This is a genomic window from Streptomyces sp. NPDC051662 (assembly GCF_040681655.1).
Classification (GTDB): Bacteria; Actinomycetota; Actinomycetes; order Streptomycetales; family Streptomycetaceae; genus Streptomyces.
The window spans coordinates 122215-138527 of the sequence record NZ_JBFAZD010000010.1; the positions used below are offsets into that span (position 1 = coordinate 122215).

12 protein-coding genes are annotated in these 16313 nt (G+C 70.3%); 8 read left to right on the forward strand and 4 right to left on the reverse strand.

Annotated elements, in window-relative coordinates:
* Window positions 1–14: 14 nt before the first annotated feature.
* From AB0M67_RS18605 to AB0M67_RS18640, 8 genes are all read left to right on the forward strand, one after another.
* Window positions 15–1406: a tetratricopeptide repeat protein gene (locus tag AB0M67_RS18605; RefSeq protein WP_365746646.1), complete on the forward strand. Its 1392-nt coding sequence runs from the start codon at window positions 15–17 to the stop codon at window positions 1404–1406.
* Window positions 1407–2194: 788 nt separating this feature from the next.
* Entirely contained in the window at window positions 2195–2977 is a 783-nt protein-coding gene (locus tag AB0M67_RS18610) for a helix-turn-helix transcriptional regulator (protein ID WP_365746647.1), read from the forward strand.
* Between the two features lie 23 nt (window positions 2978–3000).
* Window positions 3001–4176, forward strand: coding sequence for a M20/M25/M40 family metallo-hydrolase (locus AB0M67_RS18615; RefSeq protein ID WP_365746992.1), 1176 nt, complete (start codon window positions 3001–3003; stop codon window positions 4174–4176).
* Window positions 4177–4324: 148 nt separating this feature from the next.
* A complete protein-coding gene (locus AB0M67_RS18620; protein ID WP_365746649.1) occupies window positions 4325–4522 on the forward strand; it encodes a hypothetical protein in 198 nt (65 codons plus the stop codon).
* A 97-nt stretch (window positions 4523–4619) separates the two neighbouring features.
* On the forward strand, window positions 4620–6377 hold the full coding sequence (locus AB0M67_RS18625) for an asparagine synthase-related protein (protein ID WP_365746651.1): 1758 nt from the start codon (window positions 4620–4622) through the stop codon (window positions 6375–6377).
* Window positions 6371–6682 (forward strand): hypothetical protein, encoded by a 312-nt coding sequence (locus tag AB0M67_RS18630; RefSeq protein ID WP_365746653.1) that lies wholly within the window; start codon window positions 6371–6373, stop codon window positions 6680–6682. Before AB0M67_RS18625 ends, AB0M67_RS18630 begins: the two co-directional genes overlap by 7 nt.
* Window positions 6679–7107, forward strand: a complete 429-nt coding sequence (locus AB0M67_RS18635) for a lasso peptide biosynthesis B2 protein (RefSeq protein ID WP_365746655.1) — start codon at window positions 6679–6681, stop codon at window positions 7105–7107. Before AB0M67_RS18630 ends, AB0M67_RS18635 begins: the two co-directional genes overlap by 4 nt.
* Window positions 7108–7270: 163 nt before the next feature.
* Window positions 7271–9193: an ABC transporter ATP-binding protein gene (locus AB0M67_RS18640; RefSeq protein ID WP_365746657.1), complete on the forward strand. Its 1923-nt coding sequence runs from the start codon at window positions 7271–7273 to the stop codon at window positions 9191–9193.
* Between the two features lie 225 nt (window positions 9194–9418).
* On the opposite strand, the gene AB0M67_RS18645 is transcribed toward AB0M67_RS18640, so the two are convergent.
* From AB0M67_RS18645 to AB0M67_RS18660, 4 genes are all read right to left on the reverse strand, one after another.
* Window positions 9419–11326 carry a tetratricopeptide repeat protein gene (locus AB0M67_RS18645; RefSeq protein WP_365746659.1) on the reverse strand — a complete coding sequence of 636 codons (1908 nt, stop codon included), beginning with the start codon at window positions 11324–11326 and terminating at the stop codon, window positions 9419–9421.
* Window positions 11327–11741: 415 nt separating this feature from the next.
* Window positions 11742–13961: a tetratricopeptide repeat protein gene (locus tag AB0M67_RS18650; protein ID WP_365746661.1), complete on the reverse strand. Its 2220-nt coding sequence runs from the start codon at window positions 13959–13961 to the stop codon at window positions 11742–11744.
* Complete coding sequence (locus tag AB0M67_RS18655; protein ID WP_365746664.1) at window positions 13958–16033, reverse strand: tetratricopeptide repeat protein; 2076 nt, start codon at window positions 16031–16033, stop codon at window positions 13958–13960. The genes AB0M67_RS18650 and AB0M67_RS18655 overlap by 4 nt, the downstream gene beginning before the upstream one ends.
* A complete protein-coding gene (locus AB0M67_RS18660) occupies window positions 16017–16310 on the reverse strand; it encodes a helix-turn-helix domain-containing protein (RefSeq protein ID WP_365746666.1) in 294 nt (97 codons plus the stop codon). Before AB0M67_RS18660 ends, AB0M67_RS18655 begins: the two co-directional genes overlap by 17 nt.
* Between the last annotated feature and the right edge of the window lie 3 nt (window positions 16311–16313).

Sequence of the window (16313 nt, forward strand, 5' to 3'; positions counted from 1 at the left end):
CGGCAGGGAACGACGTGACCGAATCGCGCAGACGCACACGGAACCAGGAGTCAGAGCCCAACGTCCGCTTAAAGAACCTGGTCCAAAGCACACGGATGAGGCACCAGGAGATAGCAGACGGTGTCGTTCAAGAGGCCGAAGCCGACGGCTGTTCAGATGTGGAACGCCCACATCGCACCCGGGTCTCTCACTGGATCAACGACGGTGAGCAGCCCCCGCACCCCATACCGCACTACCTGGCGAGGTTGCTAACCCGACGGCTGGGCCTTGCAAAACCCCTGAGTCCAGCTGACATTGGACTGGACAGCTGCTCATGCCACGTCGAGCACCCACCGCCGCCACCTCTGGGGGCGCCCGGTCAAGAAGGTGATCCTACGAAGCGACGCACCGCCCTGACGATCCTCGGCGCCACAGCACTCACCTCCCTCACCACCGCCGTCGACACGGCGCGGGGCTATACACAGCACGCGACCGCCACCGACCTGGGTCCGGACGACATCGCCGATCTGGAAGTAGCAGTCCACCAGCTCGGGTCTCTCTACTCGGTGCAACCGCCCGAGGAGCTCCGGCGCAAGGCGTCCGCCGACCGCCATCACGCCTTCGTCTTACAACACGAACGCCGACACACCATCAAGGAAGGCCGCGAACTGGCCAGACACGCGGGAATGCTCAGCGTCATCCTGGCCTGGATCGCCCACGATCGCGGACAGACCGAAGCGGTCGCTGCCTACTGCGATGACGCGTGGGAACAGGGAAAACAAGCCGGCACCCTGGAAGTCGGTGCGTGGGCGGAAGACGTACGCTGCACCGACGCCCTGTACGACAACCGGCCAATCGACGCCCTCGCAGCTGCCACACGCGGCCTGAGCGCAGCGCCGCCCAGGAGCGACGTCGCGATTCGCCTGACGTCCCAGATTGCGCGCGTACACGCCAAACTCCACAATCAGGACGAGTTCGCCGCAGCGACCGCGAAAGCACACCAGTATCGGGAGGCCATTCCCCTCCACGGCACAGGGCTGTTCGCCGTCGACGGCGTTCGGATCGTCTCCTACGACGCCTCGTCCTACGGATGGCTGGGCGAGCATGACCGTGCTCGCAAGGCGGCGTTGGAGGCCATCGGCTGCTACCGGGGAATCCGCGGTCCCCATACCGCTCCCACCCGCCTGGCTATCGCCCAATTGGACCTGGCGCTCGCCTACTCCTCCCTCGGCGAACCCGAAGCAGCGGTGCACACTGCTCGTGAAGCCCTGGGGGCCGGACGCCTTGTGCAGTCAGTCCGCGGACGCGCGAAACAGCTGAACCGGAAACTGCGCATCGATCACCCGACGCACCCCGAGGTCATAGCTCTCAGCGAAGAGGTACGCCTCCTGACAGCTCCCAGCCAAACCCGTGAGTCTGCGATCTGACACCCAGAGCCGCTCCCACCTCCGTCTGGGTGAGAGGGCGCATCGTGCCCTCGCCACCGTGCCGGGGCCCCCTGCCAGTTACCTCCTCCGTGCCACACGCGGTCTCCCTCTTACGGAGAGCAGTGTCCGGGGCGTCGGCGTGCTCGTCGGGGCGGTCAAACTGGGTGTGGTGACCGTCGGTCATAGAGTCATCTCCTCATCGGCGCACACCTACCGTCCCACACCAGGTGGGCGGACAGGGACGGAATGCGAATGGGTCTCTCAGCTGGCGGGGGCATCGGGATGGGTGATGCGGAGCGGGAGCGGCTGTGTCCGCCCTGACGGTCAGTAAATAGGCATTGCTGGTGGCGGAAGCCACCAAGTTCCAGCTGAGCGCGGACTGCTGCCGCCCGCTGTCTTTAGGCGTTACACCAGGCCGGCGGGCGGACAGTACCCAGTTCAAGCAAGCAGGTCTTGGAGGAGATCCGCGTTCCGAAGCCTTTGGCCGGGCAACCCCGCAAAGAGCCCGTCAGCGTTGCGGCCGGGCTGGCGCCGAGCCGCCAGCACCTTGCGGAACGCATCGCAGCCGTACTGACCCGGCCGGGGCCGGTGATGGCGGTGATCAAGGCGAGGTGTGCCGATCGCGGATGCCCGCGCTCGGCAGCGAGATCAGCGAAGGTCCCCGGGAGCACCCGGGATCCCGAGGTCTTCCAGGAGGCCCCAGCGGATGGCGCAGTCCACGCCGAGAGTTCGGCCCTGCTTCCCAAACCACCGCTGAGGAACGGCAGTTCTCCTGCACAGTGGTCCTCATGACGCCATCGGCCTTGAAACAGGTGCGGCTCGACCTCAACCTCACGCAGGAGGAAGCGTGCGACCGGCTCAACGCGATCACAGGTGGCACGACACCGCCAACGTTGCTCAGCGCGTGGGAGTCGGGACGAAAGCGGACCGGGCTGCGAAATCGTCGGGCCCTGTGCGAGCTGTACGGGGAGGATTCCCGGGTGCTGTTCGCGCACCAGGACGGACGGGAGGCCACCACCAGCCTCGCCGAGATGGGGACGGCCAATATCGAGCGACTGCTGACGCGGCATGTCGACCTCATCGAGGGCATGATCGAGGTGGTCCTCGGTGCGAAGGAGCAGTTGGTGGTCACAGGCTCGCGGTCGAGGGAGCCCGGCTATCTCGCGGCGATCGAGAACGCCGTTGCCGGCGTCCCGGATCTGATCCATTACCGGGTTCTGTACGGGCCGCCCCGGCATGTGGAACTCCGTGACCATCTGGCACGCCTGCTGCAGCTGCGTGATCCGGCCGCGCGCCGCAACGGAGTCCAGTCCCTCCACATCGGGCTCGTGGAATCGTCCTCTGCGCTGGAGCGCCACTTCGTCGCCTCGGAGAGTGCTGCCGTGATTCCCCTGCCCAGCTTTCATGGCGCGGACGGCTTCGACTGCGGTGTGATGCTGGGGGCCGAGGTGGCGGCCGGGCTGGTTCAGCACGGCCGGGAGGCGTGCGCGTCCGCGCGGCCAGTAGAGACCCTGCACGCCCTGGACCGTCTGCCGGGGCGGCCCGGACCTGAGCTGCTTGGAGAGACGTGAAAGCCGAGTTCGACTATGTGGAGATGGCCCGGAAGAGTGCTGGGTCGGTGGTGCGGCTGGCCCAGGACTTGGTGCGGCTGCCGAGCCGCGGCGGCATCGACGGCTACGGTCCGGTCCTGGACCGGGTTGAGTCGTGGCTGCGCGAGCGGAATCTTCCGCACCGCCGCCTGTACGGTGCGGATGCAGGGCCGGTGGGGCTTCTGGTGGAGATTGAGGGCGGACGGCCGGGACCGTGGTGGACGCTCGACGCATGTCTGGACACCGCGCCGTTCGGCGACGAGGACGCGTGGAGCTTCCCGCCCACGGCCGGCGATGTGGTGGACGGCTGGCTTCGGGGCCGGGGTGCGGCGGACAGCAAGCTCGCCGCGAGCGTCTTCTGCCACATCGCCGAGGACGTCCAGCGGGACGCTGCACGGCTGGCCGGGGGGCTGAGTGTGCTCCTGGACGTGGACGAGCACACGGGGCAGTTCGGTGGGGCCCGTGCCTTCCTGGAGGACGCGCGGGCACGCCGCCCGTCCGGAGTCATGATCGGCTACCCGGGGTTCGACGACGTTGTGGTCGGCGGCCGTGGTCTGTGGCGCGCGGTCCTGACCGTGTACGCCCCGTCGGGGCACTCCGGGTCCAGCAAGAGCGTGGTGAGCGCCGTTTCCCGTGCTGCACGCCTCGTGCAGCTGCTGAATATGGTGGAACTGCCCGGCGTTGATGAGGGGTTCCCCCTGCCGGCGAAGCTGTCGGTGACCTCGATCAATGGCGGATCCGGATGGTCGGTGACCCCGGACCGCGTCGACCTGAACATCGACGTACGGCTGACTCCGGCTTTCGACGGGCCCGCGGCTGCCGGCCTGGTCCGGGACGTCGCCGCACGGCTGGATGCCGAACTGCCCCCTCCTCGCCCGACGGAGGTGGCCGAGGTCGCGTGCTGGCCGCCTTTCCGGCTCGCGCCCGAGCAGGAGCCCGCCGCGGCGATGTTCCGCGCCGCAGACGCCCTGGAGATCCGCCTGACGGCGAAAACAGCGGGGCCCTCCAACATCGGCAACCTTCTGGCCGGCCACGGTGTCCCCGCGACCGCCGGGTTCGGCACCCCGTATGAGGGCCTCCACGGAACGGACGAGCGTGCCCAACTCGCCCAACTCCCTCTCGTTCACGCCCTGTACCACCGCACGGTCCTTGACCTTCTGAATGACCTGCCACCTGCGTAGATACCACTTCTGCACCAGGTAGGGACCAGGAATGGAGCAGGAAGAGCGCAGCTCCGGGCCTTCTTCAGAGTGTGTGTTCGGCGGTGTGATGGCGGAGTCGAAAGGCCGCCCCCCAGGCGGCCTCCGCACGAGGAATCAGGAGTGCGCCATGTCACAGACCCAGACCGTCCCCTCCGTGATCCAGACCATCCCCTCCCTTCCCGCCTCCGCCGAGCTGGGTGGCGGCAGGTTCTCCGCGCCCGCCCCGACGCTCGCGCTGCCCGAGACCTTCTCCGTCGAGACGGCCACCCTCGGCCGTCAGCCGAACAACGACGGTGACAACAGCGGCGCCATGTGGTTCGAGTGACCACATGCCGCTGAGCGGCTTCGGCCGCAGGTGAGTCACCCCCGGGGGTCCGGCGCTGCTGGGCCCCCGGGGGTTCGTCACGGATGGGGAGAGGCTCATGAGCGAGGAATGGATCAGTGGCGGACCTGCCGCCTTGGCGGGTGCACAGGGGAAACCCGTCGACGAAGTGCCGGGGTTGCGGGTGGGGGCATGCCGCTACGAGGTGTTCACCAGCGACCGGGCACGCGTCGTCCTGGCGGGTGACTTCCCCCCGCCTTCCGAGCAGGGCTGCCTGCTGTTGAACGCGGCGGTGCAGCACCGCTGGGCCGACCTGACGAGGATGCCCGGGTCGTACTGGGTCTTCGCGCAGCACGGCGCCACGGCCTTCGTGTGCGGGGATGTGTCCGGCTTCCGGAGCATCTTCTACGCGGAGAGCGGCCCGCACACCGTGTGGTCCACCAGTGCCCGGCAGCTCCCCGACCGTCACAGCGCGGACCCGGACCTCGCGATGGTCGCAGCCCGGCTCGTGGCAGGTCCGGAGCACTGGCCGGGACACACCGTCTACCAGGGAGTCTCCGCTGTTCCCGGCGGCTTCGGCCTCCTGCTGGACGACGGCCGGCGCGAACTGGTCGACGTGAGCGGCATCGTGCCGTCCCAGACCCTGGCCGGGGGTGCTGAAGCCTTCGGCCAGGCACTGCGCCGAGCGGTGCACTGGCGGATGGACACGGCGGGCGGCCCCGTAGGCGCGGACGTGTCCGGCGGACTGGACTCCTCCTCGCTCGCGATCCTCGCCGCCGAGAAGGGCACGATCCGTGCCGTGACGTACAGCGACGCCCACACCAGCCGCGAGGACCTCGACTTCGCCCGCCGGGTCGCCGAGCACATCCACACCCCCCTGGAAGTCGGCGAAGGGACCCCGTCGCACCTGCCGTTCGGATGGTCCCCGACGCAGCCCGCTACGGAACAGCCGGCCGCGGCGAGCCTGACCATGGCCCAGCACCACCTTTACCTGCGTCCGGCCAAGGGGCTCCCCCTCCACTTCACCGGCAATGGCGGCGACGTGGTCCTCGACTCGTGCAGCGCCGCCTGGATCGGGATGGTGCAGGACGGGGAGCGGCGGGCCGCACGCCGCGAGGTGACCGGCTGGGCCAGAGCCCGCAACCGGGCGCCGAGCGATCTGTGGCGAGCGGTGACGCGCGCCGCCGCAACCGGACACGCCGGAGCCCTCATGGACGCTGCGACAGCCCTGGAGGAGGGCCGGTTCGAAGCGCGGCGACCGGGGGTGTGGTCCTGGTGCCACCTGGGCGTCTCTGCCACGTGGCTCACCCCCGAGGGGAGAACTCGCGTCGCTGAACTGCTGCGCCAGGCCGCGCAGTCCAGCGTTCCGGCGCGTGCGGATCTCGCCGAGCAGAACATGTCGCTCCGGCTGGTCGGCGCGGACGCACGCGACACCGCGCCCCTCGCCAAGTCGTGGGGAATCCGGCCCGTCCACCCCTTCCTCGACAACGAGGTGGTACGGACAGCGTTCGCGATCCGTCCCGCCGAACGGCACGGCGTCGCCACGTTCAAGCCCCTCCTGGCCGCCTCACTGCCCCACCTGCCACCCTGGCTCACCAGCCGCCGCTCCAAGGGCAGTTTCACCCGCCAGCTCACGGCCGGGATGCGTCACCACGAGCAGGAACTCGCCCACCTCATCCGCACCAGCGCCCTCGTGAGCGCCGGCCTGGTGGATCCGCAGCCCGCCCTGACCGCACTGTCCCGCATCACCGGCACACACGCCGGATCCCTCTACGACCTCCAGCGGCTCGCCATGTCCTGCCAGTGGCTCGCCTCGCACGGCCATTCCGCCCTCCCACGCCTGGAATCGGCATGCTGACCCCCGCCCCACACATCCGCTGGGCCCGCTGCGCCCCCGATGCCGTCGCCGTCCTCGATCTCCGCAACGGGACCTGGCGCATGTTCGAGGGCACCGGCGCCCGCATCTGGGCCGCGATCGTCGCGCGCGGCTGCACCGACGGACTCGCCGACGAAATCGCGGTACCCGCCGGAGCCGACCCCGGGGCCACGCACACCGCGCTCGACTCCTACGTCCACGAACTGCGGAGCACTGGACTGCTCACCGACGCCGGCACCCATCTCCGCACAGCGGGCCGGGCTCGATGGTGGAGGCGGCGGCGATGACGCAGATGATCCACGCCCCCGGCCGGCCGTCGTGGCGGCTGCGGCTGCCAACCCATCTCGCTCTGGTCGCCGCCCTCGCCGTCCGGATCCTGCCCGAACGGCACCGTATGCGCGTCCGGCTCGCCCTGGCGGGCACAGTCCGCCGCCTGCCGCCCGCCGAACCCGATCGCGTCGCTGAGCTCTACGCGGCGGTGGTTGCCTGCCAGCCCCGGTGGTGGCGCGGGCAGATCGACTGCAAGGAACGCTCCCTCGCCACCGTCCTGGCGGCCGCCCTGACCGGCCGCCGCTGCCACCTCGTGCTCGGCGCCCGGCCCCTGCCGACCGCTTTCCACGCCTGGGTGGCCTCAGCCGACGGCACCCACGTCGGCAACGAGGAGGCCGGGGGCGCCGATCACCCCTGGACTCCCGTGCACACCGCCCCTTGACCGCCGGGGCGGGGCCCGGAACAGAGTCTCTGCGACCCCGCCCCGACTTCACTCAAACGAGTGAATCGCACTATCACCACATTGACGGTCCGAGGGTGTGAACACGGGAAATCCACGGGTGATCCCCTTAACGAGTTGAGGGCGAGCACACCGTTGCCCACCAATGGGACGAGTGACCCTCTCGACTCCCGCAGCGCCCAGCACGACGCCGGCCCCGCCCGCCGCCGCTCCCGCACCGCCCCCCGGGGCGCCGCCCGTGATGCGGCTCCAGGAGGACACCCACGTCGCCGAGAAGACGGCGGTCAGCACCCGCGCCATCGCCGCCCGCCTGCCCGCGACACTCCGGCACGCCTGGGTGCTCAGCTGGCGCGCCGACCGCCGCGCCGTCCTCACCCTCACCGCCTGCACGCTGGCCTACGCCATCCTGACGGCGCTCGCCCTGCACGCCACCGCGGCCCTCCTCGATGCCCTCCTCACCCCCGGGGCCGCCGCACACCGGCTCGACCAGGTCCTGCCCGCGCTCCTCCTCGTATCCGTCGCGGCGTGCGCGGCCTACCTCGCTGACGCAGGCGCCCGCCTGACCGCCGCCCGCCTCGCCCCGCAGGTCAACCGGGACGCCGACCTCGCGGTCATCACGGCTTCGACAGGCGCCGAACTCGGCGCCTACGAGGACCCCGCCTTCGACGACGCCCGTTTCGCCGCCACACAAGGCGCCGAGAAGACCCCCGACCTGATCAACGGCGCGCAGACCCTCGTCTCAGCGTGCGCCCAACTCCTTGCCGCTATCGCGGTCGTCGCCACCCTCAACGCCCTGCTGCTGCCCCTGCTGCTCCTCGCCGTGTTCCCCCGAGTGTGGGGCGCCGTCCGTGCCGCACGCCTTGACCACGACGCCGCGCACCGCAACATGGCCGACAACCGGCTCCGCAGAGTCCTCGCCCAGTACACGACCGACCGCGGCACGGCCGCCGAGCTCCGCTCCGCCACCATGGCCGACTTCCTCACCGACCAGTACCGCATCATCTCCCGGCGCCTGGAATCCGAACAGCTCACCGCCGCCCGCCGCGCCGCACTCGCCCAGGGAACGGGCGACCTCATGGCGACCGTCGCCCTCGCCGCCGTCTGGGCCGGCATCGCCTACCTCGTCCTCGGCGGACACATGGCCATCGCCGCCGCGGCCACCACCGTCCTCGTCGTCCGCACCGCCAACGCCGCGCTCACCGGCAGCGTCCGCGCCGCCGCCCGGCTCTTCGCGACCAGCCTCTACGTCGCCGACTGGGTCACGTTCCTCGACAGGGCCGGCGCCTGGGCCCTGCGCCGCGGACAGAAGACCGCCCCGGCCGCCGGTCCCGGCATCATCAGTGCCCGCAGCCTTACCTTCACCTACCCAGGAAAGGAAAGCAGCGCGGTCACCGACGCCGACCTCGACATCAAACGCGGCGAGATCGTCGCCCTCGTCGGCGAGAACGGCTCCGGCAAGACCACCCTCGCAAAGCTCCTCACCGGCCTGTACCTGCCCACGAACGGCACGGTCACCTGGGACGGCCACAACCTCGCAGAATTCACGCCAAGTTCCCTATGGAGCGCGACGGCACTGGTCCCGCAGGACTACACGCGCTGGCCGCTGGCGGTCCGGGAGAACATCACCCTCGGCCAACCGCGGCCAGGCGGCGACGACGCAGTACGGGAGGCCGCACGGCAGGCCGGCGCGGACACCGTCCTCGCCGGCCTGCCCCACGGCCTGGACACATCCCTCGCCCGCTCGTGGTGGGGCGGCCACGACCTCTCCGGAGGACAGTGGCAGAGGATCGCCATCGCGCGGGCCTTCCACCGCGACGCCCCCGTCATGATTCTGGACGAACCCACCGCGGCCCTTGACGCCCGCGCCGAGCACCAGGTGTTCACCCGGCTCCGTGCCCTCGCAGTAGGTCGCACAGCGCTGTTCATCACCCACCGCCTGGCCAACGCCCGCGTCGCCGACCGCGTGATCGTCATGAACAACGGACGCATCGTCCAGAGCGGCACCTACGATGAACTCCGCCGATCGCCTGGGCTGTTCGCGGAACTCCACGATCTCCAGGACGCATGACACAGAGACTCGATCAAGCCGTAGATTCTGCGGTTTCGTGGGCAATTCCGTGTTACCACGAGCACTGTCCGAGCAATTCCGAGTTCAGTGAGCAGGCATTGGTCCTGGGTACGCAGTCGTTCTACCGGTACGAGAAGTGCCGGTGACCGAGGCAGTACAGCTGCGGGCCGACGCCGGTGTCGTCGGTGACCATGGCTGCCTGCGTACACGCGGACCTCGTGCAAGTCAGCACTCGGGGCTGGTGGCGTTGAGGTCACGGAGCGTCTCGTCGAGTCGGGCCATGTCCCGCGGGCTGTGAGCGGTCCCGTACAGCTCGAGGGACGTGGTGAGCAGGTCCCGGGCCTCCTCGGGCCGGCTGTTGTCCCGGGCGGATTCGCCGAGCCATTCGAGGGTGCGTGCACGCCAATGACGCGATCCGGCTTCGGCGAATTCCTGCCCGGCCTGCCGCAGATGGGCTTCGCCCGTGGTGACATGGCCGTCGCGGATATGGGTACGGCCGAGTAAGGCCAGAGCGCGGGCGGCCTCGTATGTGTCGCCGATCCCGCGGAGGGTGGTGCACGCCCGGGTGAGGTGATCCAGGGCCTGGTGTAGTTCCCCCTGGTCAGCGAAGACTTCAGCCAGCCGAATCCGGGTCAGCCCTACCCCGCGCTCGTACCCGATCTCCTCTCGGATTCTCAGAGCATCGAGTAGCCGGGGGACAGCCTCGTCTGAACGGTCGGCCTGCTGGAGGCAGCCTCCGAGGCCGTCAAGGGCTTGGGCCTCGTCCCTGCTGTGTACGTCCTGACGGGCGCTGACGAGCGCCTGCTCGTACCGGGCGAGGGCCTCATCGAACCGGCCGGCGCTGCGCAGACCACCGCCGAGAGTGGTGAGCATCCTCCGTACGACGTGAGAATCACCGTCCCGCTCTGCAGCGGGCAGACCGTAGTTCTGGTGGACGCTGATCCAGTCCTCCGTGTGACGGCCCCGTAGGAACAGTGGCCACATCGCATCGGTGAGCTGCCAGGTCAGGTCGTACCAGCCTGCTGCAAATGATGCGCGCACGGCCGACAACAGGTCATCTCGGCGGCGCTCCAGCCACGCCAGGACGTCAGGACCAGGCGCACCGTCGAACAGCGGCCGCCCGTCGAGGATGTGGATGGGGCTACGGCGGAGGGACCTGTGGCTCGGGGTCAGTCGTGCTTCCGCCTGGGTGGTGGCCACCAGGTACCACTCCACCCAGCGACGCCGCGCTTCCTCCTGTACGGCGGGAGTCTCCCTGTCGGCCTGGTCTTTGGCGAGGTCGGCCACCACGTCGTGGAAGGCGCACTCCACCTCAGCACCGGACTCACGCAGGTCGTCGGAGCGCTGGTCCTGAGCCAGCTCCACTGCTACGAGCAATTCGAGGAGCCGAGTCGCTTCAGTGCGGTCGACCGCACTGACGGCGGCCACCACGTCCGCGTCGAAGGTACGTGAGGGGAGACAGCCGAGCAGGCGGAAGGCCCTCGCCGCGTCGGGACTCAGGGCCCGGTAGGTCTGCAGAAGGTTGTCCATGACCGCTCCTTGGCTGTCGTCTTCGTGCTGGTGGAATGAGGGCGGATCGAGCGTCCGCGCGAGTTGGGTCAGCGTCATGCCGGGGTGCAACACGGACCGGGCAGCGACGGTCCGGACGGCCAGGGGGTTACGAGCGCACGCGTGGGCGATCCGGGCGGCTGCTGCGACGTCTCTGTCGCCGGTCGGCGGACCCGCGCAGCGCGTCAGCAGCTCGACTGCGGCGTGCTCCGGCAGCGGGGGCAGACGGTGAAGGGCGGCGCCGTCGACGATCAGGTCCTCCAGGGGCAACCTGCTGGTCACCACGACCAGGCTGCCGGGTCCTCCGGGCAGAAGCGGGCGGACCTGAGCGGCACTGCCGGCGTTGTCCGCGAGTACCGTGACGTTCCGCTCCGCAGTCGCCGACCGCCACCAGGCGGACAGCTCGTCCACGTCGGAGGGGAGCGTCGTGCCGTACCCGAAGGACCGCAGGAAACGACTCAGGATGTCCGTCGGCCGCAGGGGCGTCTGGCCGGGGTGGCCGCGCAAGTCGACGTAGAGCTGAGCTTGGCCGACGGCGCTGCCAAGAAGCCGCACAAGCCGAACGGCCAGGGCGCTCTTGCCCATGCCGCCGGGCCCGCAAATGGCTACGCAACGAACACCTTCACCCTCGCTACGGCACATCTGCATCAGCGAGTTGATGTCGTCATCGCGGTCCACCCACACGTGAGGTGAGGCGGGAAGTTCGCGCGGAGCTGGTGGAGCCCCGAGGGCCTCATGAACGTGGAGTGACTGGATGGAGCCAGCTTGGATGCTCGCCCCGTACACCGTGCCGGCCAACTCGTTGCGCAACGCACCAATTCCGGGCGTGCCAGCCGGGTGGGAGGAGGTCACCGAGCGCGCTCCCCTGACCCGGGCCGCTCGCGCCGGTTTCCAGCGAGACAGTTGTGGCCGATGATGAGGGTCCGCGCGAGCGTGTACGTGTGCCGCCGGCTTCCAGCTGCGCGCGTGTTGGTGCAACGGACGTCAGCCATATGTTGGTTCATCGTTGGTCCAGGGCGGCCAGGTGAAGGCGGACGCGCTGTTCGTCTCGGCGGCTGATGGGCGCGTAGATGCGGATGGCCTGCTGGTAGAGGGCGCGGGCCTGATCGCGGTGGCCGCCAGCTTGGAGGGTCTGGCCCAGCAGCTCCAGGCTGTGCGCGCTCCAGCGCGGCGTGCCGAGCGTGGCGAACTCGGCAGCGGCTTCCCGGCCCTCGGCTTCGCCCTTGGCGAGGTCCCCGTTCTCGGCGTGGGCCCGGCTGCGCCAGGCCAGCGCGCGGCCGGCGTCAAGGGGGTCGGGGATTTGGAGCAGGGTGTCACGGGCCGAGGTGAGGGTGTCGATGGCCTCGCCGGACCGGCCGAGCCCGATGAGGACCTGGCCCAGGCAGATGTCGGTCAGTGCGACGCCGCGACAGTAGGCGAGTTGCTCACGCTCGTCTCGTGCTGCGGCGCCGAGTTCCACCCGCCGCTCACGTGCCTGGAGCAGGAAGCCCTGTGCCTTCTCCATCCGCCCGGCGGCGAGGTGGACAGAGCCGAGTTCGTGGAGAGCCTGGGCCTCACTGCGCTCGTCTCCGTCCTCTCGGGCCATCTCCAGCACCCGGCTGAAGGCCCGTTCGGCGTCGTCGTGGCGGGCGGCGCTGCGCAGGCCGACCGCCCACGTTCCGAGCATCTCCCGCTCAGCGGAGCGATTGCCGCAGCGCACCGCGGCAGCGAGTCCGAGTTCGTGGCTTTCGTCCCACAGGTCGTAGTCGTGCGAGGAGCGCAGCAGCGGCCAGATCGCGTGGGCGAGCTGCCACACCATCGTGTCGATGCCCGCGGCGGCCGCAGTACGGATCGCGGCGATCAGGTTGTGCCGCTGGGCCTCCAGCCAGGCGAGCGCAGTCGCGTGGTCGTCGGCGAAGGTGACCGGCTCAGCGGGCGGGTAGGAGTAGTCGCGTTCCAGGTGCCGGTGGGCCGGGGTGAGCAGCCGTTCTGCGGCGGTGGCCGCCGCGAGGTAGAAGTCCAGCCCTCGGCGCCGGGTCTCGTCCTCCTCTCCCGCGGCCGCCTCCGCGCCGGTCCTCTGGCGGGCATGGGCGCGGGCGGCGTCGTGGAACCGGTAGACGCGTCCGCGCAGCGGGTCTTCGCCGTCGTTGACGGCCTCGATGAGGTGCGCGTCGTGGAGCACCCGTAGGGCCGCGACGGCGGCCGGTTGGGTCAGGTCGCATACGGCCGCGGTCAGCGCCGCGTCGAAGTCGAGAGCGAACAGGGCTCCCATGCGTCGGTAGACGGCGGCGTTGTCGCGCCGGAGCGCCCAGTAGGCGTGGTCAAGGGCGGCGGTGATGGCGGCCTCCTGGTGGGTGAGCGTCGTCCGCCCGGCCCGGAGCTGGGCGTGGTTTCCGGAGAGTGCGGCGGTCGCGTCGAACAGTGATCGGTCGGGGTGTGCGGCGAGTTCCTGTACGGCGAGGGCCATGGCCAGCGGCATTCCCGCGGACAGTTGGGCGATGTGGTCGGCGGCCTGTGGCTCGCGGGCGATCCGCTGGGGTCCGAGACAGAGGGTGAGGTACTGCCGGGCGGCGGCCGGGTGGAGCGGGCCGAGACGGTGCAGCACGGCGCCCTCGCCGGCCAGATCCGCCAGCGGTTCGCGGGAGGTAACGACGACGAGGTGTCCGCCGCCGCCTGGTAGCAGTGCCCGGACCTGCTCGGCGCTCGCCGCGCTGTCCAGAAGTACGGCCAGTGGACGGTTGGGATGCTCGGCGGTCGCCGACCGCCACCAGGCGCCGAGCTCCTCGGCCGAGGTGGGGTGGGCGCCCGGACGCAGGGCCCGCAGGAACTGCCCGAGCACGTCGCCAGTGCGGGCGGGGCCGTCGGCCGAGTCCCCGCGAAGGTCGGCGTACAGCTGGCCGCCGGGGAACCGGTCGGCGAGTACGTGGAGGACCTTGGAGCCGAGCGTGCTCTTCCCGATTCCGCCGGTTCCGCTGATCACCACAACGCGGACGGCGTACGGCGGCAGGCTTCCCAGGCGGGCCATCATCGCGTCGAGATCTTCGGTGCGGTCGGTGAAGGACGGCGGGACGGGGCGGAGTTGGCGCGGGATGGGCGGGACGAAGGGTGCTTGGTGGATGGTGAGGGTGTCGATCGTGCCGGCCTGGATGGTCGGCCCGTGCACGGTGCCACCCGACATGGTGTTCTCGACGGTCCGGTATCCCCCGGCGGCCGGCCGCTCGGTCGGGCCGGTGCCGGTCACAGGGCCTGCTCCAGTCGGGCGATCCGCTCGGCGTCGGCCGGGCGGATCGGTGCCATCAGTTCCGCGGCCCGCTGGTAGTACGGCCGGGCGGCTTCGCTGTCCCCGCTCTCCTGATGCGTGGTACCCAGCATCTCCAGGACACGGGCGAGCCACCGGGTACTGCCGGCGGCCTCGAACACCCCGGCGGCAGCCTTCATTTCGCCGATGCCCGTGGCAGGATCGCCGGCGAGCGCGCGGGCGCGCCCGTACAGCGCCAGCGCCCGAGCGGCATCGTAGGAGTCCTCTGCGGCGAGCAGCGTGCAGCGGGCGTTCGCGAACAGCCCCTGCGCGCGTTCGGGATCGCCGTCTGTTAGGGCGATCTCGCCGAGCACGATCGTCGCCAGGGCGGCCCCGCGCGGGTACCCGCACCCGTCCCAGAGCGCGATGGCCTCGTGCAGGTACGGGTCCGCCTGCCGCGGCCGGGCCGCCTCGTAGTGGCAGGCGCCCAGCCCCAGCAGAGCCTGTCCTTCGTCCCGGCGGTCTGATCCGACCCGGGCGGCCTCCAGCGCGGAGGTGTACCAGGTGATGGCCTGGTCCAGTCGGCCCGCCGAGCTCAGGCCGATGGCACCGGAGTTGAGCATCTGGCGCACCGCGGCCTGATTTCCTGTGCGGCGGGCCGAGTCGAGAGCGATCTCGTGGGTCTCGATCCACAGGGCGTAGGGGTGCCGACGCAGAAAGAAGGGCCAGTAGGCGTCGACCAGCCTCCACACGATGTCGTCCCATCCCTGGGTCTGTGCCATGCGCAGCACTCCGAGCACGTTCTTCTCGTGGGACTCCAGCCAGGCCATGGCGCCGGCGTCGTCGGAGAAGGGAACACGGTCCGGAGGGGGTGGTGCGTCCTGCTGTTGAAGGGTGGCCTGAGCAGGGGTGAGCCGAAGCTGTGCCTGGGCGGCGGTCGCGAGCATCCATTCACACAGCCGCCCGACCAGCCTCTGCCGCTCTCCCGGCTCGTCGTGCCGCTCGGCGAGAGCGAGGGCGTGCTCGTGTACGGCCGAGGCCATCCGGTAGCACGGTCCTGGGCCCACATAGGACGTGCCCAGGGTCAGCAGCTGCTCATCAGCGAGGATTTCCAGCAGCCGCTCGGCGTCGTCCCTCGCCAGACGGCAGACGGTGCTCACCATGTCCGGATCGACGGCGTCGACCGGCAGGAGGGCCAGCGACCGGTACACGTACTGCGCGGCCGCCCCCAGGGAGGCGTAGGTCTCGGTCAGTCCAGCGGAGATTGCCATGCGTGCGGGGTCCTCACGACGAGGGTGGACAAGGGCGTCGGCGGCCGCGGCGAGACTGCGATGGGGCCGGGACTTCAGTCGGGCACCGGCCAGGACGAGCGGAAGGGGCAGGTGCGCGCACCGGTTCGCGAGGACGGCGGTGGCCTCGGGCTCGGCCGCGATCCGCTCCTCGCCGGTGAAACGCGCCAGCAGCTTGATCGAGGAACGCGGGTCGAGAGGGCCGAGCGAGAGGGCCGCCGCGCCGTCCACCGCCAGCTCCCACAACGCCCGGCGGCTGGTGACGACGGTCATGCTGGAGGCTCCGGCGGGCAGGAGCGGCGGCACCTGATCGGCGTCGCTCACGGTGTCGAGCAGGACCGAGACCGGGCGGGCGGCCGTGACCGAGCGCCACAAGGCGCTCAGCTCCCGCAGCCCCGCCGGCGGCCGGTCGATCCCGAAGGCGCGAAGCCACGGCTGCAGCACGTCTTCGGGCCGGGCCGGGCCAGCCAGTCCGCTCAGCTCGGCGTACAGCTCCGGCCGTGCTGCGTCGGTGATGGTGGAGAGCCACCGCGCGGCGAGGGTGGTCTTGCCGACCCCGACGAGTCCGCTGATCACCACCAGACCGCTGCCGGCGCGGCGTGCCTCGTCCAGGGTGTTGATCTCCTCCGTGCGATTCACGAAGTGCGGTGCGAGGCGCGGGAGTTGGTGCGGTGTGGGCAGCTGCTGCGGAGCCGCGTGATGGTGGAGGCCGCCGTGGACGTCGCGGGCCTGGACGACGAGACCGGACAGCCAGGCATGCCCGCTGATCTCATTCGACGTCGTCACGGTGCTCCTCCGTGCCGGACGCCTTCTTGCCGCCGCGGCTGCGCATGGTGACCTTGGCGTCCTTGAGGATGCGGTGGATGCTGCCGTAGGACCGTCCGGTCTTCTCGCAGATGGCCCGGATCGCCATGGGCTCGGGTTCGGAGTACAGCGAGACGACGTAGGCGCCGAAGCGTTCCGCGCGCTCGCCGGTGAGGCGCTGGTGGGGCTTCACCGACGGCGCCTTCCCACTTACGGCGGGAGCGGCGTCAGACGCGAAGGAGTTCGTGGTTTTCGTCATGAG

What these genes read in the sequence shown, in the direction of transcription:
- AB0M67_RS18610 (WP_365746647.1), top strand. Translation starts at nt 2,195, where the DNA reads ATGACGCCATCGGCCTTGAAACAGGTGCGGCTCGACCTCAACCTCACG.
- AB0M67_RS18615 (WP_365746992.1), top strand. Translation starts at nt 3,001, where the DNA reads ATGGCCCGGAAGAGTGCTGGGTCGGTGGTGCGGCTGGCCCAGGACTTG.
- AB0M67_RS18620 (WP_365746649.1), top strand. Translation starts at nt 4,325, where the DNA reads ATGTCACAGACCCAGACCGTCCCCTCCGTGATCCAGACCATCCCCTCC.
- AB0M67_RS18625 (WP_365746651.1), top strand. Translation starts at nt 4,620, where the DNA reads ATGAGCGAGGAATGGATCAGTGGCGGACCTGCCGCCTTGGCGGGTGCA.
- AB0M67_RS18630 (WP_365746653.1), top strand. Translation starts at nt 6,371, where the DNA reads ATGCTGACCCCCGCCCCACACATCCGCTGGGCCCGCTGCGCCCCCGAT.
- AB0M67_RS18635 (WP_365746655.1), top strand. Translation starts at nt 6,679, where the DNA reads ATGACGCAGATGATCCACGCCCCCGGCCGGCCGTCGTGGCGGCTGCGG.
- AB0M67_RS18640 (WP_365746657.1), top strand. Translation starts at nt 7,271, where the DNA reads ATGGGACGAGTGACCCTCTCGACTCCCGCAGCGCCCAGCACGACGCCG.
- AB0M67_RS18645 (WP_365746659.1), bottom strand. Translation starts at nt 11,326, where the DNA reads ATGGGCAAGAGCGCCCTGGCCGTTCGGCTTGTGCGGCTTCTTGGCAGC.
- AB0M67_RS18660 (WP_365746666.1), bottom strand. Translation starts at nt 16,310, where the DNA reads ATGACGAAAACCACGAACTCCTTCGCGTCTGACGCCGCTCCCGCCGTA.